Origin of the sequence: Parabacteroides sp. AM58-2XD (assembly GCF_003463685.1) — a bacterium.
In the GTDB taxonomy this organism is placed as follows: Bacteria; Bacteroidota; Bacteroidia; order Bacteroidales; family Tannerellaceae; genus Parabacteroides; species Parabacteroides segnis.
On record NZ_QSDP01000058.1, the window covers coordinates 18,217 to 39,606 of the forward strand.

The 21,390-nt window shown below is 44.5% G+C and carries 27 protein-coding genes and 4 pseudogenes; 17 read left to right on the top strand and 14 right to left on the bottom strand.

Annotated elements, in window-relative coordinates; translation table 11 throughout:
- Window positions 1–13 precede the first annotated feature (13 nt).
- Window positions 14–949, bottom strand: a complete 936-nt coding sequence (locus tag DXA15_RS14835) for a sugar phosphate isomerase/epimerase (protein ID WP_007653129.1) — start codon at window positions 947–949, stop codon at window positions 14–16.
- Window positions 950–1,048: 99 nt separating this feature from the next.
- Here DXA15_RS14835 and DXA15_RS14840 point away from each other — a divergent pair, with 99 nt between their 5' ends.
- The 3 genes from DXA15_RS14840 (at window position 1,049) to DXA15_RS14850 (ending at window position 2,652) form a co-directional block, all read left to right on the top strand.
- The gene (locus DXA15_RS14840; RefSeq protein WP_128134523.1) at window positions 1,049–1,324 is read left to right on the top strand and encodes a zinc ribbon domain-containing protein; all 276 of its coding nucleotides are present in this window, start codon (window positions 1,049–1,051) and stop codon (window positions 1,322–1,324) included.
- A gap of 36 nt (window positions 1,325–1,360) precedes the next feature.
- A complete protein-coding gene (locus DXA15_RS14845) occupies window positions 1,361–2,170 on the top strand; it encodes a helix-turn-helix domain-containing protein (RefSeq protein ID WP_128134524.1) in 810 nt (269 codons plus the stop codon).
- A 74-nt stretch (window positions 2,171–2,244) separates the two neighbouring features.
- Window positions 2,245–2,652, top strand: a complete 408-nt coding sequence (locus DXA15_RS14850; protein ID WP_128134525.1) for a pyridoxamine 5'-phosphate oxidase family protein — start codon at window positions 2,245–2,247, stop codon at window positions 2,650–2,652.
- Between the two features lie 107 nt (window positions 2,653–2,759).
- Here the strand turns inward: DXA15_RS14850 and DXA15_RS14855 are convergent, their stop codons facing one another.
- The 3 genes from DXA15_RS14855 to DXA15_RS14860 all read right to left on the bottom strand — a co-directional run bounded on the left by DXA15_RS14855 (window position 2,760) and on the right by DXA15_RS14860 (window position 6,114).
- On the bottom strand, window positions 2,760–3,449 hold the full coding sequence (locus DXA15_RS14855) for a CDGSH iron-sulfur domain-containing protein (RefSeq protein WP_128134526.1): 690 nt from the start codon (window positions 3,447–3,449) through the stop codon (window positions 2,760–2,762).
- Window positions 3,450–3,541: 92 nt separating this feature from the next.
- Window positions 3,542–3,991, bottom strand: coding sequence for a hypothetical protein (locus DXA15_RS26600; RefSeq protein WP_233567296.1), 450 nt, complete (start codon window positions 3,989–3,991; stop codon window positions 3,542–3,544).
- The gene (locus DXA15_RS14860) at window positions 3,988–6,114 is read right to left on the bottom strand and encodes a hypothetical protein (protein WP_233567297.1); all 2,127 of its coding nucleotides are present in this window, start codon (window positions 6,112–6,114) and stop codon (window positions 3,988–3,990) included. The genes DXA15_RS26600 and DXA15_RS14860 overlap by 4 nt, the downstream gene beginning before the upstream one ends.
- A gap of 148 nt (window positions 6,115–6,262) precedes the next feature.
- Between DXA15_RS14860 and DXA15_RS14865 the strand changes: the two genes are divergently transcribed.
- The gene (locus DXA15_RS14865; protein ID WP_128134527.1) at window positions 6,263–6,541 is read left to right on the top strand and encodes a hypothetical protein; all 279 of its coding nucleotides are present in this window, start codon (window positions 6,263–6,265) and stop codon (window positions 6,539–6,541) included.
- A gap of 161 nt (window positions 6,542–6,702) precedes the next feature.
- Here the strand turns inward: DXA15_RS14865 and DXA15_RS14870 are convergent, their stop codons facing one another.
- Window positions 6,703–7,176, bottom strand: coding sequence for an Lrp/AsnC family transcriptional regulator (locus DXA15_RS14870; protein WP_128134528.1), 474 nt, complete (start codon window positions 7,174–7,176; stop codon window positions 6,703–6,705).
- A gap of 174 nt (window positions 7,177–7,350) precedes the next feature.
- Between DXA15_RS14870 and DXA15_RS14875 the strand changes: the two are divergent.
- A pseudogene (locus tag DXA15_RS14875) lies at window positions 7,351–8,265 on the top strand (DMT family transporter).
- Between the two features lie 21 nt (window positions 8,266–8,286).
- Here DXA15_RS14875 and DXA15_RS14880 read toward each other — a convergent pair.
- Window positions 8,287–8,814, bottom strand: coding sequence for a DJ-1/PfpI family protein (locus DXA15_RS14880; RefSeq protein WP_128134529.1), 528 nt, complete (start codon window positions 8,812–8,814; stop codon window positions 8,287–8,289).
- Window positions 8,815–8,979: 165 nt separating this feature from the next.
- Between DXA15_RS14880 and DXA15_RS14885 the strand changes: the two genes are divergently transcribed.
- Window positions 8,980–9,333, top strand: a complete 354-nt coding sequence (locus tag DXA15_RS14885; protein WP_128134530.1) for a helix-turn-helix domain-containing protein — start codon at window positions 8,980–8,982, stop codon at window positions 9,331–9,333.
- Between the two features lie 163 nt (window positions 9,334–9,496).
- Here DXA15_RS14885 and DXA15_RS14890 read toward each other — a convergent pair whose 3' ends face one another.
- The 5 genes and pseudogenes from DXA15_RS14890 to DXA15_RS14905 form a co-directional block, all read right to left on the bottom strand.
- Window positions 9,497–10,225 (bottom strand): WYL domain-containing protein, encoded by a 729-nt coding sequence (locus DXA15_RS14890; RefSeq protein ID WP_233567303.1) that lies wholly within the window; start codon window positions 10,223–10,225, stop codon window positions 9,497–9,499.
- Window positions 10,226–10,270: 45 nt separating this feature from the next.
- Window positions 10,271–10,432, bottom strand: a pseudogene (locus DXA15_RS26605) (helix-turn-helix transcriptional regulator); the annotation flags it as partial.
- A 96-nt stretch (window positions 10,433–10,528) separates the two neighbouring features.
- A complete protein-coding gene (locus DXA15_RS14895) occupies window positions 10,529–10,921 on the bottom strand; it encodes a pyridoxamine 5'-phosphate oxidase family protein (protein WP_233567298.1) in 393 nt (130 codons plus the stop codon).
- 130 nt (window positions 10,922–11,051) lie between these two features.
- Window positions 11,052–11,417: a type II toxin-antitoxin system HigA family antitoxin gene (locus DXA15_RS14900; protein ID WP_007653102.1), complete on the bottom strand. Its 366-nt coding sequence runs from the start codon at window positions 11,415–11,417 to the stop codon at window positions 11,052–11,054.
- A gap of 43 nt (window positions 11,418–11,460) precedes the next feature.
- Window positions 11,461–11,754 (bottom strand): type II toxin-antitoxin system HigB family toxin, encoded by a 294-nt coding sequence (locus tag DXA15_RS14905; RefSeq protein WP_128134532.1) that lies wholly within the window; start codon window positions 11,752–11,754, stop codon window positions 11,461–11,463.
- Between the two features lie 172 nt (window positions 11,755–11,926).
- Between DXA15_RS14905 and DXA15_RS14910 the strand changes: the two genes are divergently transcribed.
- The 6 genes from DXA15_RS14910 to DXA15_RS14935 all read left to right on the top strand — a co-directional run bounded on the left by DXA15_RS14910 (window position 11,927) and on the right by DXA15_RS14935 (window position 15,620).
- Entirely contained in the window at window positions 11,927–12,265 is a 339-nt protein-coding gene (locus tag DXA15_RS14910) for a DsrE family protein (RefSeq protein ID WP_007653099.1), read from the top strand.
- Between the two features lie 57 nt (window positions 12,266–12,322).
- A complete protein-coding gene (locus DXA15_RS14915) occupies window positions 12,323–12,739 on the top strand; it encodes a DUF3788 family protein (RefSeq protein ID WP_128134533.1) in 417 nt (138 codons plus the stop codon).
- 6 nt (window positions 12,740–12,745) lie between these two features.
- Entirely contained in the window at window positions 12,746–13,114 is a 369-nt protein-coding gene (locus DXA15_RS14920) for a DUF3795 domain-containing protein (RefSeq protein WP_233567299.1), read from the top strand.
- Window positions 13,115–13,294: 180 nt separating this feature from the next.
- Window positions 13,295–14,155, top strand: a complete 861-nt coding sequence (locus DXA15_RS14925; RefSeq protein ID WP_128134534.1) for a DUF3658 domain-containing protein — start codon at window positions 13,295–13,297, stop codon at window positions 14,153–14,155.
- A gap of 50 nt (window positions 14,156–14,205) precedes the next feature.
- Window positions 14,206–14,994: an aspartate dehydrogenase domain-containing protein gene (locus tag DXA15_RS14930; RefSeq protein ID WP_128134535.1), complete on the top strand. Its 789-nt coding sequence runs from the start codon at window positions 14,206–14,208 to the stop codon at window positions 14,992–14,994.
- Between the two features lie 38 nt (window positions 14,995–15,032).
- Window positions 15,033–15,620: a sugar O-acetyltransferase gene (locus tag DXA15_RS14935; RefSeq protein WP_128134536.1), complete on the top strand. Its 588-nt coding sequence runs from the start codon at window positions 15,033–15,035 to the stop codon at window positions 15,618–15,620.
- 79 nt (window positions 15,621–15,699) lie between these two features.
- On the opposite strand, the pseudogene DXA15_RS14940 reads toward DXA15_RS14935, so the two are convergent.
- Together DXA15_RS14940 and DXA15_RS14945 are read right to left on the bottom strand one after the other, a co-directional pair.
- Window positions 15,700–16,583, bottom strand: a pseudogene (locus DXA15_RS14940) (NAD(P)-dependent oxidoreductase).
- 23 nt (window positions 16,584–16,606) lie between these two features.
- Complete coding sequence (locus DXA15_RS14945; RefSeq protein ID WP_128134537.1) at window positions 16,607–17,047, bottom strand: GNAT family N-acetyltransferase; 441 nt, start codon at window positions 17,045–17,047, stop codon at window positions 16,607–16,609.
- Window positions 17,048–17,196: 149 nt separating this feature from the next.
- Between DXA15_RS14945 and DXA15_RS26610 the strand changes: the two genes are divergently transcribed.
- The 5 genes and pseudogenes from DXA15_RS26610 to DXA15_RS14965 all read left to right on the top strand — a co-directional run bounded on the left by DXA15_RS26610 (window position 17,197) and on the right by DXA15_RS14965 (window position 20,089).
- Entirely contained in the window at window positions 17,197–17,367 is a 171-nt protein-coding gene (locus DXA15_RS26610; protein ID WP_233567300.1) for a hypothetical protein, read from the top strand.
- A pseudogene (locus tag DXA15_RS14950) lies at window positions 17,328–17,830 on the top strand (GrpB family protein). Before DXA15_RS26610 ends, DXA15_RS14950 begins: the two are co-directional and overlap by 40 nt.
- A gap of 3 nt (window positions 17,831–17,833) precedes the next feature.
- On the top strand, window positions 17,834–18,361 hold the full coding sequence (locus DXA15_RS14955; RefSeq protein ID WP_128134538.1) for a signal peptidase II: 528 nt from the start codon (window positions 17,834–17,836) through the stop codon (window positions 18,359–18,361).
- 107 nt (window positions 18,362–18,468) lie between these two features.
- Complete coding sequence (locus DXA15_RS14960) at window positions 18,469–19,314, top strand: GyrI-like domain-containing protein (protein WP_128134539.1); 846 nt, start codon at window positions 18,469–18,471, stop codon at window positions 19,312–19,314.
- 7 nt (window positions 19,315–19,321) lie between these two features.
- Window positions 19,322–20,089, top strand: a complete 768-nt coding sequence (locus DXA15_RS14965) for an N-acetyltransferase (RefSeq protein WP_128134540.1) — start codon at window positions 19,322–19,324, stop codon at window positions 20,087–20,089.
- A gap of 309 nt (window positions 20,090–20,398) precedes the next feature.
- On the opposite strand, the gene DXA15_RS14970 is transcribed toward DXA15_RS14965, so the two are convergent.
- The gene (locus tag DXA15_RS14970) at window positions 20,399–20,926 is read right to left on the bottom strand and encodes a hypothetical protein (RefSeq protein WP_128134541.1); all 528 of its coding nucleotides are present in this window, start codon (window positions 20,924–20,926) and stop codon (window positions 20,399–20,401) included.
- Window positions 20,927–21,390 lie beyond the last annotated feature (464 nt).

The following is a 21,390-nucleotide window of genomic DNA, read 5'->3' on the forward strand; positions in this document are numbered from 1 at the left end:
ATTGAGACTTTACTTACTTTACAAACTTTGCTTTTAACAGATAATCCGCACAGCCTTTCACCCCAGCAAACTGGGTACGGCCATCCGGCATACCTTCCAGCTCCACATAATATTCTTTCACTCCAATCTGATACGCCTGTTTGAAAATCATTTCAAAGTTCATGAAGCCGGATTGTCCCAGAATGGCGCGATCTTTAATATGCAACAGTTTAATACGATCCGGATACTTCTTCATATATTCCACCGGATCATTCTGCCCGATCACCGTCCAGTACACATCCATTTCGAAAAATACCAAATCAGGATCCGTATCTTTCAAAAAAAGATCATAGATTTTTTCGCCTTTATTATGGCGACCAAAGACAGCTCCCGTACCTCCCGGAACTACTTTGGCAAACTCAAAATCATGATTATGATAACCGAACGGAATACCAGCTGCTTTGACAATCTTTCCAGCTTCATTGAATACATCGCAAACATAAGCAACCTCTTCCACACTACGGGTGCGTGGTTGTCCGGGCTGAACCAGATATTTCACACCTAACTTGGCATGATCGTCTGCCGTTTTTTTCCAATATTCCATAATTGTATTGCGGGTATCCGGCGTGTACTCGCCTGTCGGAGGATTCACATGGGAACTGGTGATCTTCAATCCGGCATCTTCTGCCATCTTCTTGAATTCCATCATATCGACACCATTGATCTTGCCATTATTGTAACCTGCCAGTTCAAGGGTAGAATAACCCATCTGTTTAAGTTGTTTCATTCCGGCAGGAACATCTTTAGTTAACTCGCCTCCTAAAGAATAAATCTGCAAACCGATACTTTTTTTGGCGGTCGTTTCCGTACGAACGGGAGTGGCTGCCTGTAACGCTTCTGCCTTTCCGGCTACTAACCCTCCAAGAGTTAGAAAAGAAGCACTTTTCAGGAAATTTCTTCTATTTACCATGGTCTATAAAATTTAAAGTCTTCAAAGGTATTATTTTAAATCTGAAAAATAATTCTATATTTGTCCTAATTTAAGAACCTTATAAATAAATTTAAGAGTATGGACCCTATTTATTGCCAAAGTTGCGGTATGCCGCTAGTTTCTGATACGGATTATGGAACAAACCAGGACGGAAGTAAGAACAACGAATATTGTGCTTACTGTTTCAAGGATGGCCAGTTCACACAAGACGTTACGATGGAAGAGATGATCCAGACCTGCCTCCAGTATTCAGACTCCTTCAAACATGAAAACGGTGAAAGCTACACCAAAGAGGAAGCCTTGGCGGGAATGCAGTATTATTTCCCCCAATTAAAACGCTGGAAAAAGGATTGAGTATCCAGCGAAACCTATAAAACCGTGTAGACCGTTATGTATCAGGAATATCCTCCATGCCAACTACTTGCCCCCTATATTGACAAATACTGGGAGTTCAAAGGTGAAACCGAATACGATATGCGCTATAAGATACTACCCGACGGCTGCACGGACTTTATCTTTTCTATCGAGGAACCGTCGCAACCCCTGAACGGAGAGATGCTGATGCAGCCTTACCGTTTCTATTTTGTCGGTCCGATGCGAGTTTATTCGGAGCTGGTGACCCGCTCTACCCGCCTTCATATGATGGGTGTCCGCTTCTCCCCCTGCGGCTTGGCGGCTTTTGCCCGGATGCCTTTAGGCGAGTTTACCGACACGAGGGTCAATGCGTCCGAGTTGAATGTCCTTTTCGACGATCATTTTGCAGAAATGTTATGCGAAAAGGAGTCTTTGCAGGAACGCATACATATAATAGATAGACATCTTATCGCCCGTCTGCCGGGGCTCCAGCCGGTAGACCCGCAGATCATCCGGGCAACCGATCTGATTGTTCAAGCAAACGGGATGCTGCCCATACAGCAATTGACGGACAAATTGTACATCGGGCAACGGCATTTCGAGCGCAAGTTCAAATACATCACCGGCTATACACCCAAAGAATTCAGCAGAATCACCAAGTTCCGGTATGCAACCCGCGTATTAAGACAGATGAAGGGGGAAGATATGCAGCAATTGGCTATCGACTGCGGCTATTACGATCCGTCCCATTTCATCAAGGAATTCAGGAAGTTATCGGGGAGCAACCCTTCTGCTTTCATGGCTTTGCCGATATCGGAAGACGATCCGCTTACTTACATAGAATAAAGAAAGTCGATTTTTTACAACAGGAAGCGGGAAGTTTCCTTTATGTTTGCCGAACGAAATTAATACATCAGAACATGGAAAAAATCAAACAACAAGCGATCGATTTGCTGAATAAATGCGAAGTCTTAACCCTTGCCTCCATCGACGAACGGGGCTATCCGCGTCCGGTCGTCCTGTCGAAGATTAAAACGGAAGGAATCGATACGATCTGGTTCTCAACGGGAACAAGCTCGGAGAAGACAAAAGATTTTATCAAAAACCCGAAAGCCGGAGTCGCTTTCTACGAAGGACACGACAGCGTTACGCTGACCGGCACAATCGAAGTGGTAAACGATGTGGAAGAAAAGAAAACCCTCTGGGTGGATTGGTTCTATGAGCACTTTCCCAAAGGGGTAGACGATCCGGAGTATTGCATTCTGAAGTTCACGGCTGAACAGGCAACGTACTGGATCGGCAATCAGTTTATCAAAGGAAAAGTTTAACCGGTAGGTATCGGTCGAAAGATTGCTGCCGACGTTTTTCCGGAAAGGATACATGCTTTTTACCAAAAGGGTGCATGCTTTTCGGAAAAAGGTCGGCAGCTATTTTTTTAATCGTCCAGCTCTCCCTGGTTACGCATGTGTTTTCCGTCGCAGAACGGTTTATTCTGCGACAAACCGCAACGGCACAAAGTGACACGGTTGCGGACAGGATAAACTCGTCCGTGCTCATCTTCTATCGGAATACCGCCTTTCACCCAGATAGGGCCGTGAACGCTGAGAGCCACGTCTTCGAGGATGCTGATACCTTCGGGCAGTTCCGGTTCGATACGTTTTCCGTCTTTCGTGACGGCTGTGAGACGTCCGCTGGGGCAGTTGGCGCATTGCTGCTTCACGATTTCAATCGTTTCGGCCGAGTCGCCCTCTTCCACTTGTTCCCAGGACGTACCGTGGGTATCACAGAAACGGGCCACGGCGCAAAGACTTTCGGCGTCCAGCATATCGATTACCTTCCCTTCGTAAAGGACAGACATTTCATCGTATGTGTCATGGCTGGCGATCGTATCTCCTTTAAAGCCGTTTTTCTTATGCGTCCCGTCGCAGAACGGTTTGTTTTGCGAACCGCCGCAACGGCACAGATGATATACGCCTTCCGGAGCATACTTCTGTATTTCCTTATAACCGGTGGAAGCACCTTTACGGTCGTTTACATAACGCAATTGGTTCAGGGGAATATCCCCAATCACTTCATAAGGCCCGTTGGGAAGAACCTTGATTTTCTTTTCACTATTAACATCCATTACCTAAGTTGTTTTAATTTTATGTACTATTTAATAAACAACCGGCAAATGGGTTTGTTTAGGCATATCTCCGGAAAAACAATCCGGGAGAATCAGAAACCCAGCCCCAACTCAAACATAAAACGGAAACTGTCGGTCGAACCGAAGCAGGAATATTTCGTCGTAATCTTATTAATCAACGTCAGCCAGATACCTCCCCCGTAGGACGTATGCCATCTTTTGGATTGCTCGCCGGGAAACCAGACACGCCCGTAATCGAAACCGGCAAAGACACCGTACTTCAGCGGGGTAAACGGATTCTTCAACTTCCCCATATCCAGCCGGATGTCCGAATACTGGTAAAAAGATTGCTTCCCGATGAAACGGTTGTCCCTGTAACCGCGCAATTCGGTGGATGCTGCCTGGTAAAACTCATACTTATTATTGAAAAGCTGCTGGGTTTTCGCCATCGTAGCCCAGGTAAGGCGGTCGGTTATTTTTACATCCAGCTCCACCGATGCTTCGGCGTAAGGGAAATTACGGCTTGCATCTTTCAGGTTCATCTTCCACCTCCGGTAAGCGTCCCTCCCAGTTTGGGGATGAAGGAACAGATCTCTTTTTCCGTATGGAAGGATAGTCCGAGGTCGATGAACAGGTTGGTTTTGAAGATACAATGATCCTCAGGGTAAAACTGGTTAATGAAACGGTCGTTGGTCTCCTTGGCTTTAAACATTTCCCAAGAGGCTTGCACGACCAACCTCTCCTTTTCGCTGAAATCCAGATGGAAGGAAGGGGATAATTTGAACTGGCGGATATGCACGCGGTTATAGTTCTTCTTCGCATCCTTATAGCCGTCCGTATTGTTTCCGAAGCCGAAGAAATTGTAAAAGTTCCTCCGCGAGCTGATCGTTGCATCTATATTAAACGATTTCTTCCCGTCATAAGACGGAAAAATTCCTTGATAGACAAAGCCTTGTATATAGTTGTACCCGATACGGTGCTGATAGGTAAAGGGCGAACGTTTGAAACCATACATCGTATAGGTAAAGAAGGTTCCGAGACTGAATCCCTTGTCCGAGTCGTAAATTCCCCAGGGAGTGAAAGACATCTTATGATGCTTTATCTTATTATAATCGTACTGATGAATCTCAGGGATATCCGAAAATACCTTTTTGACATGGGGCACGGTATCGAGGGTTGCCTTCCCCGACTCATATTCATAAACACGTATGTGGTGACCCGGTTCCATCCGGTAGGTATTCTTGCCTTTCCCGGCAATCAGGAAAACAGGCACCTCCTTGTTTGCCCTGCCACTTACTTCGAAACAGTCGTCACCCTCCAGGCCGTAGAGCCAGATCTCTTTTGTCTTTTTCCGGCTGTATTTCCGGTCGAATACCCGTTGTCCGGTCTGTTGGTCGTACATCTGTATGAACAGACTGTCCGGGTTATGGCGGTCGATCACGAAACGGTCTGAACGGTTGGTTCCCGTCAGCACCGGAGTTTGTTGCAACGAAGCAAAATAATTTTTTGCTATCACCTCCAACTTCTCCCGCCTTTCCTTTATTATCCGGGTAATCCGTTTAATCTCTTTGTCTTCTATTCCTTTGGGAAGCCTTGAAAAAGCCTCGTCGATGATAGAGTCGGTAAGCGTCTGCCGGATAAATCGCGCCTGTCCGGTCCATACGGAAACGTCGCTTTGGGAAGCCAGCGCCATATCCAAAGCAAAGCCCAACGTATTCTCTTTCCGGACGCTTTTGGGGGAAGCGTCGTAATTGACGATGAAACCCAATCCCAGCACACGGAGCATTTGTTTGAACAAAACACCGTCTACCTTCGTAAAAGCATGGTTACGGTCTATGACTATCGGGGCATAGAGGATACTGTCTCCTTCGGAGCGGCCCAGCCAGTTCCAGTTTTCGGGTATTTTATTCCAGTCACCTATCAGCATATCCAGCAGGCGTTCGCGGATATAAAGCACCTGATCCACCTGAAAATTCTTGTTAGCCTGTATGGTATCCAGCAACTCTTCCGTCAGGAGAATATTCGGACGGGTATTGAAATCCGGTACATCAATAACACTGACCAACTTATTTTCGATAGACGTCCCGTTGGCAACCGTATCACGGGGCGAATGTTCCGGCAGGTAAAATATCCGCGAATTGTTTGAACTCAACCCCGACGAGCATGCCAGATAATCGGCGGAAATAAAGGTATAGGGATTGATTATCGTATAGGCATCCCCGATAAACTGATCCAGGTAAGTATTTTTAAATACCTTCTTGTTATAGACTTCCTGGAAGAATTTTGACTCGATAAATGTAGTATATCCGCCTAACGGCTTCAAAAGACAGAGTTGTTGTTGGTTGTTTTCAAGCAATAATCCTTGAAAATCGGCTGCCTGTTCAACCACCTTCACTCCTCCCCACAGCGATTGCAAAGTAACGGAGGGAACGGTAATCGGGAGAGAATAAAGTGTACGGTAATGCTCACCCCACAACACATTATACAGATCGCTTTTACGCGTGGCAGAGGGAGGGTAAATGGATTTTCGGACAAGAGAGTCACCTTCGCCCACCCGGGACGAATCCGGTCGCAAAACAGAAGCCGTCATATCCGCTGAAAAGACAAACAGCATAAAAAGAAAGACTATATAAGAAGCAGGACTAAGCCGCATTTTCATCATCATCAGATAATTAAACAGTAATTACATCCTACAGATAAACACCTGTATATATAAGTAACATATTAGGCGTTTTACTTGTTTTAATATGATTTTTTTCCGTATTTTGTTACACAGTTTATGCAGTTAAGTATTCATCCTTAATTAAAAGCTTATGAGTTTTGCCGGCCATGTTTTTGATATGATACGAAGAAATAAGGAAGATCGCGAAAAGCTCAGTCAACTTCGCGGCCGGGGAAAAGATATGCGTACCAAATATTCTTCCCATATCCCTGACATAAGCGTCGAAGAATATGAAAAGATCAACCAACAATTGAAAGAACGTGAAAGAGACGAACAAACCTACATTTCACGAATAAAACGATTTATCTCAGCTGCTATCATAGCCATAATTATGCTATCATGGGTTATAATTAAACTCTTTTCTTGGTAAAAACAGCAAATTATCAATACCCCACCCGGAGAGCCAACAAGGAACGGACTGTTGAGTCTGTTATGGGATTTCCCGCTGAAAATCTGTGGCGGCTGTTGTGGAACCGATGCTTCGCACCTGGGAATGTTTGCCGATATTTTAGCGAACCGCATAAGGTAACGTTACTCGCCCGACTCTACCTTCAGGGCGGTCGTATGCTTGATCTCGTTCAACACGAAGGAACTCTGCATCTTTACGATGCCATTTACTTTGGTTAGCTTGTTAAAGACAAACTGGTCGTATGCGGCCAGGTCTTTAACAACTACCTTTAGAAAAAAATCGTAGATGCCGCCGATCGAATAACATTCCATCACCTCATCAATCTCCTGTATCTCTGCTTTGAAACGCTGGATATGCTCATCGTTGTGCACCGCCAGTGAAACATTACAGAAGACCACCAGCGGAAGTCCTACCTTCTTATTATCCACCAGCGCAACATAATTCCTGATATACCCCTCTTCCTCCAGCCGTTTCACCCGTTCGTAAACAGGAGTTTTCGAGATATTCAGTTCCGCCGACAACTCTTTCATGTTCACTTTTGCATTATTCTGCAACGCCTGTAAAATCTTAATATCAATCTGATCCAGTAAAGCCATAGTATTTTTTCCTATTTTCGTTATCAAAGTTATTCCTAAAACATACAACGTCCTGTATTCACTCCAAATATAGGAATAATTCCTTATTTTCAACAAATCACCAGAACTGATTTACTAAATACATATATTTGCAGTACGATTTTCCTGAATTATTAATAGAAATTTACCGACAACATGGCAAAAACAAATCTGACTTACTGGTATCACCTGATCGCGATCATAACGGTTATTATCTGGGGTACTACATTCGTATCGACAAAAGTACTGATCCACCACGGGCTTTCGCCGGTCGACATCCTCTTTTACCGTTTCGCGCTGGCTTATATATGTATCTGGTTTATCTCGCCGAAGGTGTTGTTTGCCCGGAGTAAGAAAGACGAGCTTATGTTCGTTGCCGCCGGACTTTGCGGGGGATCGATCTATTTTATTACTGAAAACACGGCTTTAGGCATCACGCTGGCCTCGAATGTGTCGCTAATTATCTGTACAGCCCCTATCCTGACGGCATTTCTTTCGTTGCTTTTCTATCGGCAGGAAAAGATAAAACCGAACCTGATATATGGCTCGGTCATGGCCTTGATCGGCGTGGCATTTGTGGTGTTCAACGGTAGTTTCCTGCTGAAAATCAATCCGCTGGGAGATATGCTTACGTTGATTGCCGCATTGATGTGGCGTTTTACTGCCTGATACTGAAACAGATGGGGAACCGTTATCCGACATTGCTGATTACGCGGAAAGTGTTTTTCTACGGGCTTGTCACGCTGACACCGATGTTTTTGGTTCATCCGTTGAATACGGATACCACGATCCTCTTCAACCCGGTAGTGCAGCTAACCTGCTGTTTCTGGGAGTGGTAGCGTCGATGCTTTGCTACATCATGTGGAACACGGCGGTAAAAGAGCTGGGGCCGTTCCGTACGGCAAATTATATCTATATCGTTCCGCTGGTGACGCTGATCACTTCGGCCATCGTGATTGATGAAATTATCACGGTCGTTGCCTGATCGGTTCAGTGTTTATCCTGAGCGGGGTGTATATTGCAGAGAGAGGGTTTCGGTTCGGAAAGAAACAGAATTGTCCCCCAAATTGAGGGACAATATAAAAACTATTCTTATTTCAGTGCCTCAACCACCTTCGGCAGCATCGTCCAGATGGCATTTTCGCACTGGGCTGTGTAGAAGTTTCCGTCTATTTCAGATTTTTCGTCGGTGGCCAGTCCGGATTGGATGGCGGGTTTTGCCAGCGGATGTACGGCTACTTTCTTACCTTTCGAAACGCCTGCAATTTCAAACATCAACGCTGCTGCACAATGGCCTATCATCATCTTTCCTTTATCACCAAAGGCTTTGATGACAGCCAGCATATCCTGGTTGTACTGCTTTCCGGCGTTTTCACTGAACACAGGAACGGCATCCCCGCAACCGAACACTAAAGCGTCGAACTCGTCCTCATGCCCTTTCAGGTTGGCTACCACATCGTCCACCGTCAGCTTAATACCCGAATTAGTCTTAATCTCTGTCGTTTCGGCAACAGCAAATACCTTATAAGAAATTCCATTTTCAAAAAATGCTTCCAGATACTGGAACAAACCTGATCCGTTTACCGGATTTACTGCTAAAACTGCTACTCTTTTTGACATAATTGTAATTATTAAGTGAAACAATAGTTACCTTTCGTAAGTTTATTACCTTTGTGCAGCAAATGTAGACGTTCCGTGCGAAACAAACAAGAACGCACTCCGGGATAAGCTACTTACACAGAGGTAACTATTATTGAATTTCAGCTTGATAGAAAAAGGAAAAAAATGAAAAATTTTCACCCCACAGGAAATTGTCCGGTAAGGGACGTGCTCAGCCGGCTGGGCGACAAATGGTCGATGCTTGTCCTGACTACTTTGAACGTGAACGGCACGATGCGTTTCAGCGACATTCACAAGACCATCGACGATATTTCACAGCGGATGCTGACCGTCACGCTCCGGACTTTGGAGGCCGACGGCCTGGTGCACCGCAAAGTATATCCCGAAGTGCCGCCCCGCGTGGAATACTGCCTCACGGAACTGGGTACAACTCTGATGCCACATATCGAAGCCCTTGTAAACTGGGCGGTCGGAAACATGGACGAGATACTGACGAGCCGGCAGACTGCCGGGCAGTAAATCGCCGGAAGGAGACATTTATTTTCATCCAGAGGATGCATGCTTTTTTTGAAGAGGGTGCATCCATTTTCGAAAGAGAGTGTATCCTTTTCTAAAATGGGGTGCGTGCTTTTCGCACAGGGGAAGAAAATAACCGGCAGCAAGCTCATCCGGTAGCGCAGCATTACAGCTTGATTTTCGTAATCAACTCCCTGACGACCGTTTTGAGTTCAGGCGGCCCGATAATCTCGGAGCGGTCGGCAATGGAGAGATACCAGCGGCCAAATGCTTCGAGCGAATAGGTCTGGTATTTCTGAACGTAATACTCCCCATCGGGTTGCTCGTCATAAAGTCCATAGGTGTATTTGGAGACTTCCGTATCGCGTGCGACATCGCGGTGGACACGAAGCTTCACCTCGATATCGACTTCAGAATAATAGACTTGTTCTATCAGTTCGTTCAGCGGAGGATGTGCTTCCTCAAAATCATTTTCGGTCAAAGAAAGATAGACAATCCTTCCCAGGTGGAAAGTACGATAGTCCTTCCTCAACTTGCACCAGGCGAGGACATACCAGATGCCTCTCGAGAAAAACATGCCCTGGGGCTCGACCGTCCGCTCGGTGACCTGGTGGTTATAGCCGGCACGGTAGGTCATCAGCAGCTGCTTCTTATTCAACAAACCTTTCAGAAGCGGCTGGAGGACATTTCCGGGGATGGCAAGCGGTGCGCTGTAACTCCCCGAAATCCGGATGTACTGGTCGAAATGGTGAAGGATATCTTTTTCGGCCGTTTTCAGCACTGCACGTATTTTATCCATGCCACTGCGGAACAGTCCGTAGGTATCGCCGTCGGTCTGATGGCTGACAAGTTTCTCCGCCACCAGGAAAGAGAGAGCCTCCTCGGTATTGAACATCAGGGGCGGCAACTTAAAACCGTCCACCAGCGAATACCCTACCCCGGCCTCGCCACTGACAGGGATGCCGGACTCTTCAAGCGCACGTATGTCGCGATAGACCGTCCGGAGACTTACTCCGAACTGCTCCGCTATCTCGCTTGCCGTGACGACAGGGCGGGATTGCAGTTTGACCAGGATAGCGGATATTCGTTCCAGACGGTTCATTGTGCGCGTTTCTTCGGTTGATTTTTTTACAAAGATATCAACTTTCCGGTTATCTGTCGAACGATTAGCAAACCATCGCCCGGATTGACCGGGGGGTCAGACGTATAATGCAGATGCCGTGGTAGGGCCTTCGGGGGAGTATTCGTTCATCCAGTCTTGCCAGAGTTCGCGTTTCAGTTCCACGTCGGTGACAATCTCGGCCTTGCCCGCAATCTGCATCTGGCCACCTTCCAGCGTGGCGTACATCACTTCGCAGCGCGGATCCTGACGGAGGTTCGCTAATTTCTGCGTGGTGGCTTCTGTCGCGAAATGGAGTTGCTGCAATGTCTGTCCAGCCAGGTTGTTCAAGGCCGAAAGACTCGGGCCTGTCTCGGCATTGCAGGTGGCGATGATGCCGTATTCAAATCCCTTGATAAACTTTTCGGCTTCTTCAACCTGCTCTTTCGTCATCCCGGAAACCTCTCCTAAATAATACAATTTTAATTCCATCTTCGTAGCTTTTTAATGTTTATACTCGAACTATGGGACAAAGGTATGGGGCGGGGGTGACAACAGTATGTCAGGAGGGGGAGGATAATTAACAACAATACTGATTTTATTTCCACATTTATAATAAATGCTATACCCCCAAAACAATATTAGCATCAATATTCAGCTTCCGGCTTATGTCTCTGGCTACTTTCAACGTTGGTTCGCATTTACCGGAAAGATACTCACTAACCCGGGAAGGACTCACGCTCAACAACTCTGAGAGCTTAGTTTGAGTAAGATTCATTTCATACATACGAAGTTTAAGAACGTCCACCAGCAACGGAGTTTCCACAGGAAAATGTTCTTCTTCATAATCAGCGACTAAATCAGACAGCAAATCCAACTCAAGGTAATTCTTGTCATCCGTAGGAGTGTTATTACTAACAACTTTCAGCAATTCTTCAATTCTTGCACAGGCCGCATCGTACTGTTTTTTATCTTTTATCTTTGCCATAATTTATTTACAGTTTATACGTGTGTCTCACGAATACAAAATCCTAAATTTTGGAACAATCTATTTTATCGTATTCTTTATGTGTGCCGATAAAGCGGATGAAAACCTTCCTGGCGGCAAACAAGATTATCGCAACCAATCTATACTCATTGCCCTTAATATTGAAAACAAACCTGTCATTACCCACATAATCAACACTATTGAACGTTTGCTTTATATCTGCCAGGCATGACCAATCACTCTTTTCCGTCTTTTTGTACCAATCTCTCAAAGGAACATCTGCGTCAGCATGCTTCTTAGAATATTCCCTCAGAGTAGCAAATATGATTATTCTCATGATTACTTCTTTGCGACAAAGCTATCCACTATTTTCCAAATATCAAAACATTTTTCCAATATTCAGAAACAACTCTAATAAAAAACAGAGATTATCCATCAAGTAATATTTAGTTCTATTTCTTTTATATACATTTGCGAACAGGCATAAGCCTATAGTAAATCATCTTACCATGAACGACAAATTAAACATTCTCTGGACAACCGACAATAAAGACACCATATTCAATATGTTAGCCATGTACACCCTCAACTCCAAAAAGAGAGGCTGGTGGCAGGAAGTGAATGTGATTCTTTGGGGAGCTTCCGTAAAGTTAGCCGCCCAAGACACACAGGTTCAAACGGAAATTCTGGAAATGCTTCAAACGGGTGTCACCGTCGAAGCCTGCCAGGACTGCTGCGAAAGATTCGGAGTGAAGCCTGTAATCGAGAAACTGGGAGTTACCGTCAGATATATGGGAGCTCCGCTAACCGAATATCTCAAAAACGGAGAAAAGGTATTGACTCTTTGATTTGCAAGATATACCTACAAAATAAACTTTATTTTTCACACTGAAATACACAACATTATGGAACTTCCTATTTTAAAAGACAAAAACATCTTCCCCACAAATGAAGTTCTTGCCGACGTTCTGGAGGCTAGTTTCCCTGCATTCGAAACATTCAGCGCATCGGCTGAAACCGCCGGCCTGACACTCGAATGGAACTATTACAACGACGGGAAGGTCTGGTTGTGCAAAGTTCTGTCAAAGAAAAAAAAACTCGCGTGGCTGGTTGTCTACCAGAACTACTTCAGAACCACCTCCTACTTCACCGAAAAGCATCTGGACCGTATCGCCGACATGGAAATAACGGAAAGCATCAAAAAGGAATTCTACCGGGCGAAACCTAGTGGAAAACTCATCCCCATGAGCGTTGTCATCACCGAAAAAGAACAGGTGAAGGATGCCTTGTCGATGATACTTTTCAAGAAAGGATTAAAATAAACATATATGGAACCTAACGGAATCATAAAGAAACACATCGCCCCTTGCGGACTTCACTGCGGGGGGTGCTTTGCCTTCAACGGTGGCAACATACAGAGACACAGCACCGAACTTGTCAAAAGCCTAGGAAACTTCGATGTTTACGCCCAACGCTTCGTCACCATGCTCGACGAACCAGTCTTCGAAAACTACCAAAGTTTCAAAATGATGCTGCATTATTTCTCGGAAGCCAAATGCAACGGCTGCCGCGAACAGGCATGTGCCCTATTCAAAAGTTGCCATGTCAGGGATTGTTTCCATGAAAAGGGTGTCGATTTTTGTTTTCAATGTACCTCCTTCCCCTGCAAACAAACCGGGTTCGACGAACATTTGTAAAAACGATTCATCTCCATCAACGAAAAAATACGGAAAATCGGCATCGAAAACTATTACGAGAAGATAAAAGATGTTCCCAGGTATTAGTTTTACTGCTTGACAAATAACAGAATGACCAGCAAAGCATGCCTACCGGACAACTACAATATGTAAATATTAATATATAACTTATCTGATTTCATGAACAAAACATTACATATAGCTTCAGAACCATCAGGAATAGGTACAATAAAGTTATTTTTTAAAAGATCAGGCATCAACGACAAAGTCTTAGTTTTTGAAAATACACTTAAACATGCTTCTCTTTCCTCCATTAAAGATTTAAGTAATGAAGGACTGAAAAGACGATCACAATCTCTTGAAAAACTGATTGGGAAACATCATTTTCCTGACAGTCATCTGATAACTTTACAGGACTTCATAAAATATGATTTCGATAAATACGATAATATCGTTGTTTGGCATGGAAATGATGTTAATGGACGACTCTTTTTTTATATGGCTTGCTCACTAATCAAAGGTCAGTTATATGAAGCCGACACCACTGAAATAAAGGTTTTATTTCCTCATCTTGAACAAAATCCATTTATATTGCCGCTAGCATGTTGCTCTATCGATAATATAGCTGTTTTATATGATAAGATTAAGCACATATCAGATAATCAAAAAAAAGAGTACGCTTTACTTTGGGAAAAATGGTCGCAATCGGATGCTCCAATAAGAATTATCAATAAAGAGAATGCAATCCAGGAAGTGGAAGAAGATTATTTTGACGAATCTATTCTCTCCAATTGTACTAACGAATTCCGAAATGTAGCACGAGTTATAGGAGAAACTTTATACGGCAGCAACTTTCTCATAGGTGACTCATTTCTCCACATAAGAGTCATCGACTTAATCACTCGCAAGAAGTTATCTGCACAAGAAAACGAAAAATTCACACAAGAAATAGCAGCATCTAATCTGTCGGATAAAAACAAAATCGTTATAAATGGAGTAAATGTAACCGAGTTAAGGTTTTTCTCTATCAAGAAACTATAACCAGGTGTCAGATATCGGATGATACTATAAAAAATGTACCTTTGCCCATCATGAAGAAATTAGTAATTGTCGGATGCGGACGGCTGGGCGGCATCGTCGCCGAAGCCGTTATTAAGGGCATTTTGCCTGAATATGATTTAGTAGGTGTCTATTCCCGTACGGTATCGAAGGCCGAAAGCATGGCCGCCCGGATGCAGGAACAGGGAAAACCTTGCCTAGTGTGTACAACCATAGCGGATTTGCTGGCGCTGAAACCCGATTACCTGGTGGAAGCCGCCTCCCCTGCCGCCATGAGGGAATTGGCTATCCCCACCCTGAAAAACGGTACTTCAATCGTAACCCTTTCTATCGGAGCGCTTGCCGACGACGACTTCTACCGCGAAGTCTCGGAAACAGCCAAGGCACACGGCACGCGCGTCTACCTGGCCTCCGGAGCAACCGGCGGTTTCGATGTGTTGCGAACGGCTTCCCTGATGGGAAATGCCACCGCGAAGTTTTTCAACGAAAAAGGCCCCAACGCCCTGAAAGGCACGTCCGTCTACGACGAATCGTTGCAAACAGAACAACGTACCGTCTTCTCCGGAAGTGCAACAGAGGCCATCAAGCTCTTCCCGACTAAGGTCAATGTCACCGTTGCCGCCTCACGGGCTTCGGTAGGCCCCGGGAACATGCAGGTCACAATGCAGTCCACCCCCGGATTTACGGGCGATACACAACGGGTAGAGATCAGGAACGACCAGGTACATGCCGTAATCGACGTCTACAGCGCGACAGCCGAGATAGCCGGTTGGTCGGTAGTGAATACGCTGCTGAACATCACCTCACCCATCGTCTTTTAAGAGGTTCATAAACAATCCTTACCGAAAAAACAGTCATTATGGAAACCAACTATCAGAAATTCCTGTCGGGAGAATATTGCAACCGCCTGGATAAAGAAGTGTTTGATATGATCGTCCGTAACAAACGGTTGCTTGCGGAATTCAATTCGACCGACATTTCAAACAGCGAAGCAAGGACAGCTTTGCTGCATGAACTATTCGGTCGCGTCGGAAAACATTCAAGAGTCGATATAAACTTCCACTGCGAATGCGGTAAACATATCTTTATCGGGGATAAAGTGATTATCAACATGAACTGTACCTTCCTCGACAACAATTATATAACGATAGGAAATAACGTCCTGATAGCTCCCAACGTGCAACTCTACACTGCAACCCACCCGGTAAGTGCGTCCGAGAGATTTGTGGAAGACTGGGATGAAAACTCGGGAGAGCTGTTCTTTCGTACAAGAGCGCTGCCTATCACGATAGGAAACGATGTCTGGATTGGTGGCGGAGTAATCGTACTGCCCGGCATTACTATCGGCGATAACTGCGTAATCGGTGCCGGAAGCGTTGTCACCCGGTCAATACCCTCCAACAGCCTGGCGGTCGGGAATCCCTGCCAGGTTGTCAAAACGATATAAAAACATAGGGCACGCGGATAAAACACTGATAATTAATATTTTTCAGCGGTTATCCGTGTGCGACCTATTCCAACTCTGTTTATTTGCAATTGGCTGAAAGGTTTGCCAGCACTTTCTCACTCAGACGGTCAAAAGCCTGGCGCGTACGTCCTGTCGAGACTTGCATGCAACGTACATGCGGATGGTTCAACAGGTGGCTGTCTCCCAATGCTCCGGCAGTATCGCAGAAGCAGAGGTTGTCGCCTTCGAGCCATTTCATGAAGGGAGCCTCGTCCCAGGCCGGAGACAAACCGGTATTAAACAGTATCTTTTTATTGCCCAACTGCCCGAATTCGGCTTCATGCAACAGGACGGTGTTCTTATTCAGGCAACAGAAAACGGCTTCGCTCTGTGACAACAGTTCACCAAGCGGCAGGAAACGGTAGCCCTTCCCGCGTGCCGCCTCTTTCTCGCTCCGGGCGAAATAGGCAACATCAGCCCCGAAGAACTTCAAGGCATCCGCTATCATGCCACCGGACTTACCCAGTCCTACGATACCGACTTTCATCCCAGTAATCTCACGGGGAATATCGTCCCACGCCTCCTGCTCAAAACCATGCAGGCAACGCACCAGTTCGCTGATCACATACTCCACTACCCCTTCATCACCATAATCGCGGATACCGGTGACAACGATACCCTGTTCGTTCGCATAACGGATATCAACATTCGCGCTTTCCGGCGAGTAAAGCGAGCAACACATCCCGATATACCGGACGTTCGGACACTTTTCCAGTGCCGCCCTCCCAATCCGCGAGGTGTAACTTAGCAAAACAGCGTCCGCATCCCCGATACGGCTTGCCACCTCCTCATCGCCGGAGGGTATATCGTCGTACATAATAACTTCTTTCGCAAAATTTTGCAATTTCTTTTCTGCTGATGGAATCAGGCTTACAGCTCTATCGCCACAAGTTTCTTAAACATCGGAATTTCTACTTATTATATTTTTAAAAGACTAAATCACAATTCTGTTCTACGCCATTCACTTCAGCGCCTAGCTTCTTATAAAAATCAATAGCCGGATGGTTCCAACCCGACACCTGCCAACGCAATTTATGGCAACCTGTTTCTTTCGCATGGGAAATAACCTTCTGTATCAAAGCCGAGCCCAGACCTTGCCCTCTGAAATCAGTTTTCACATACAAATCATCCATATACAATGATTTACCTATCCAGGTATAATAACAAAAGAAATAAGTTGCATAACCAACGATTTGATTATCGGACGTCTCCGCCACAAAGCAATTAAAATAATCTTTTTCGGCCACCATTCTTTCTACCGTATTTGTCATCATTTCCGGTAAATTCTCAAATTCGGCAAGTTCTTTAAACAAAGCATTAATCTGATTGAAATCCGAGGTTTCGGCTTTCCGTATATTTATTTCCATGATTTTACTGTCTTATTTATATCTAATCTTCACATTGCACGTCTGTAAAAGTATGAAATTTATTCGAAAAGTCACCTTCCCCCTTTTGTATTTCACCCGGATAAACAAGAATAGGTTATATATCGAAAACTTATCCTACCTTTGGGAACATGGAAACAAAGAAAGCTACAATCAGCAAAATCAACGTTGTTGTCGACATGAAAAAAAAGAACTTGAACGAAATGAGCAACGAGGAACTTTGGCAACTGTTCCCTATTATACTGTCGCCCCATAACCCGGAGTGCCCGGACGTTACGAAACAGAAAAAGAGCTGCTCGTAAAAACCATCGGAGCGGAAAACATCATCCGTATCAACCATATCGGAAGCACTGCCATCCCCGGTCTGACAGCCAAACCGACGATCGACATTTTGCTGGAGATACAGCAGGAAACCGATTCCGCCCGCCTCATCCCAACTATCGAGTCAGCAGGTTATATCTATTGCCACAAACCCGACAACCCGCCTCCCCACATGATGTTTATGAAAGGATATACGCCCGAAGGATTTAAAGGTCAAGCCTTCCATCTCCACATAAGATACTCCGGTGACTGGGACGAACCTTATTTCCGCGACTATCTCCTCGCCCATCCCGATACGGCCAAGCCTACGGCGAGTTAAAGGTCAAACTACAAAAGCTATACGAACACGATCGCGACAGCTACACCGATGCGAAAACCGATTTCATCCGGGAGATAACAAACCGGGCAAAAGAACAGATTACTTATCTCACAAACACGAAATAAATAATGAAGACCAAAGAGATTATATGGTGGATACTTCTGCTGGTCGTCATTGATCAGGCGACAAAGATTGTAATCTATCATTTTTATATGGATACCCATTTTGAAATTATCCCCTCGCTATTCGAATTCAGTCCGGTATTCAACGACAAACACAGCTACGTCAACTATCTTCTGAACCAGAAACTGAATATCAATATGGGCTTCTGGATCCACATGGTCATCTTCGCCGTGGCCGAATGTATCATACTGGCATTATACATTTTCCTCAGAAGCCTATCAAAAAAAACAAAGCTCCTCGACACCGCCATTACCTTTCAAATCGCGGGACTGATCTGTGCTTTGCTCGGCAATATCGTCTGGAAAAAGGGGGTATTGGATTTCATTTATCTCAAGCCCCTATTTATTTTCGATCTGAAGGATTTATACAATAACTGTTTTGTTGTTTTCCTTCTTATATATGTACATAAGTACAGGGAAAAAGTAAATACGACAAAAATAAAAGAGGTCATCAACCTGCTCCGCAACAGATAGAAGAGGCTGACGCACAGGAAGCAATCGAAACGAAAACGAATTTGGCCGGATTGGACAACTCCCGATCAGTATAGATTGCCTACTTTTGTCCCTAAAGAATCAGAAGTATGCGAAGCAGTACCGAAAATATCTATCAGGAAAAGGTGAACCAGGTAATCGATTACATCAGCGCTAACCTACACCAGCCGTTACAGCTGGATGTAATAGCCGAAAGGATCTGCATATCCCGGCGGCAGTTGCTCCGCATCATGCGCTCCGCCCTCAACGAATCCCTCTATGCCTACATGGCCAGGCAGCGGATGGAACGGGCTATCATGTATATGCAGACGGAGGAAATGACACTTGCCGAGCTGGCCGCACGGGTAGGTTACGACAATCCGCAGTCGTTCTCGAAAGCCTTCAGGAAGCTATTCGGTATCTCGCCGAAAGCCTATATCAACGAATTGAACGCCCGCTTGCAGGAATATGTGAAAAGCAGCGGCGGCAAATACGAAACCGCCTCTTCGGAAATCTGTGAGGAGGAAGATCTGAATCTGATTTATATCCGCATCGTGGGACAGTACGGAGAGGAAATGCCTTACAAAACGGCCTGGGACAAACTGATGAAGTTCCTGAAAGAAAAGCAGGCACTATCCGCCGCCACCCGCTTTATTGGTCTGAGTTTCGACGATCCGAACGTCACCATAGCCGGACAATGCCGCTTCTACGCCTGTGCAACGATAGATAAACCGGTCGAAGCGGTAGGCGTCTTCGGCACACTCCGACTGCGGAAAGGGAAATATGCCGTTTATACGTTGAAAGACAGTTATTCCAACCTACAGGAGTTTTACAACAACATCAGCGTCAGCTTCAACCACACTATCCGTCACGGGATGCTTTTCGAGGAATACATCCATTATACCGGAACGGACAGCGAAGCGGCTCTAACCAAGATTTACATACCCATAAAATAAGATCATCATGGAAACGAAATACATCACCCTGACGAAGGAAAATATCGCAACCGAACATATCTGCTGCGCCTTCTCCGACAAAAAATGCAAGGAAAGTTATGAACTGAAAAAGGAATGGCTCAGGAAAGAGTTTGATAACGGATATGTATTCCGCCGTCTTGACGAACGCGCCAAAGTATTTATCGAATATGTTCCCGCCGAAAAGGCATGGGTTCCCGTTGATGCCCCCGCTTATCTGATGATAAACTGTTTCTGGGTTTCAGGGCAATATAAAGGATGTGGACATGGAAAGGCCCTGCTGCAATCCGCCATCGACGATGCCAGGGCACAGGGAAAAGCGGGGCTGGTCACCGTAGCGGGTACATCCAAGTTCCATTTTATGAGCGACACCAAATGGCTTTTGCACCAGGGTTTCCAAACGGTCGAAAAACTGTCCGACGGTTTCAGCCTGCTGGCTTTGAAAATCGACTCCGAAGTCCCTGACCCGTCGTTCAAAACAAGCGTGCGAAGCGGAGAATGTGAGGAAAAGAACGGCGTGGTCGTCTATTACACCAACCGTTGCCCATTCACGGAATTTCATGTGCGCGGTACACTGGCAGAGGTGGCCGAAAGGAAAGGTATACCGCTTAAAATCATCAAACTGGAGACGATGGAACAGGCACAAGACGCTCCTACCCCAGCTACCATATTCACCCTTTTCTACAACGGGAAGTTCGTTACGACTGACGTCAGCGTATGTATGGAGAAACGGTTCGAGAAGATTGTCGGGATTTAATCGCCCGTCTGCCAACGGATGAGTTACCCGAACAAATCGGCGGGAAACTCTAATTCGAGTAACAGCAGCTTCGCTGGGAGACCTTCGGTATAACCTATCAGACGTGCAATACCGAAACTCAATAGGATGCCGATTAACACAATCACTGTATATCGCTGTAGCAAATTATAAAACATTGAACTACACATATAAATATAAACTCAACAACTTATAATTTACTTTTATAAATACAGAAACTTATATGCAATTTGAAGTCAACAAGGAACTAGTCAAAACAATAATAAGTTATATATTACAAGACAATAAGTCTCACATATCCAAATAAAAATCGATATTCTTTTTGCGTGAAAATTCGATATCTGATTCATTAAAAGAGACTACCCTGCTTGCATCTTTGAGCATTGGAATATTTATTAGGTGAATTCTTTTCGGTGGAACGATGTCTGTATATAGGTGTACACCTGTCTCCTTGGTAGCAAACTCTACAACAAGTCCAGAAATATCTACACCCATAAAAAAACGAGCAGCTTTCGTATTCAAAGTATCTATACTATGCTTCAAATAATTGTTATATTTTGGTCTAAAATAATTAATTAAAATTTCTTCTATAACATCTACCTCTATTTTCCTTGGAATATGCATTTCATTAAATGTATTTATTCTCTTTTTTTCTCTTTCATACGTAGACTCAAAGTATTCAAAACCAGTACTAAATATCTTTTGTTTATGTCTAAAATTAAAAGCCATAATAAGTGCCTCTTTATCTGGGTTCAACTCTGTGATATTCATCAATATAGATTTCAAGGCTTTATGATTTTGATTATACAATCTATCCACAATATTCAATTTTTTCTTCACACCATATGAACGACCGATATAAAGGACTTCAAATAATATAGAAGTATGTTTAAGCAAAAACTCATGTATATGGAATGTCTGTATTTCTTCATTTTCCGAGTTTTAAATATCAGATATTTATGGGGAAAGTCTGAAACTTTTATTGATTTCACCTCGTTTGGTACTTCAAATTGAACACACATAATATTCCTGTCATATTGATTCATAATAACAATACATATTTGAACAATATTCCTTTTATTATCAAAGGTCAAACTATCTACAAGAAACCATGCTCTGTTAGTCCAGGTTATAAAATATATATTATAATTATCAGATAATTCAATATTCCCATTCACTAGTGTCCCGTTAAAATCGGGACGAGTTATTAATTAATCAAATAATCCCGGAATAAGGGGATTAAATTGTTCTTTGACATCATTGAAATTAGTCTTATTAAACAG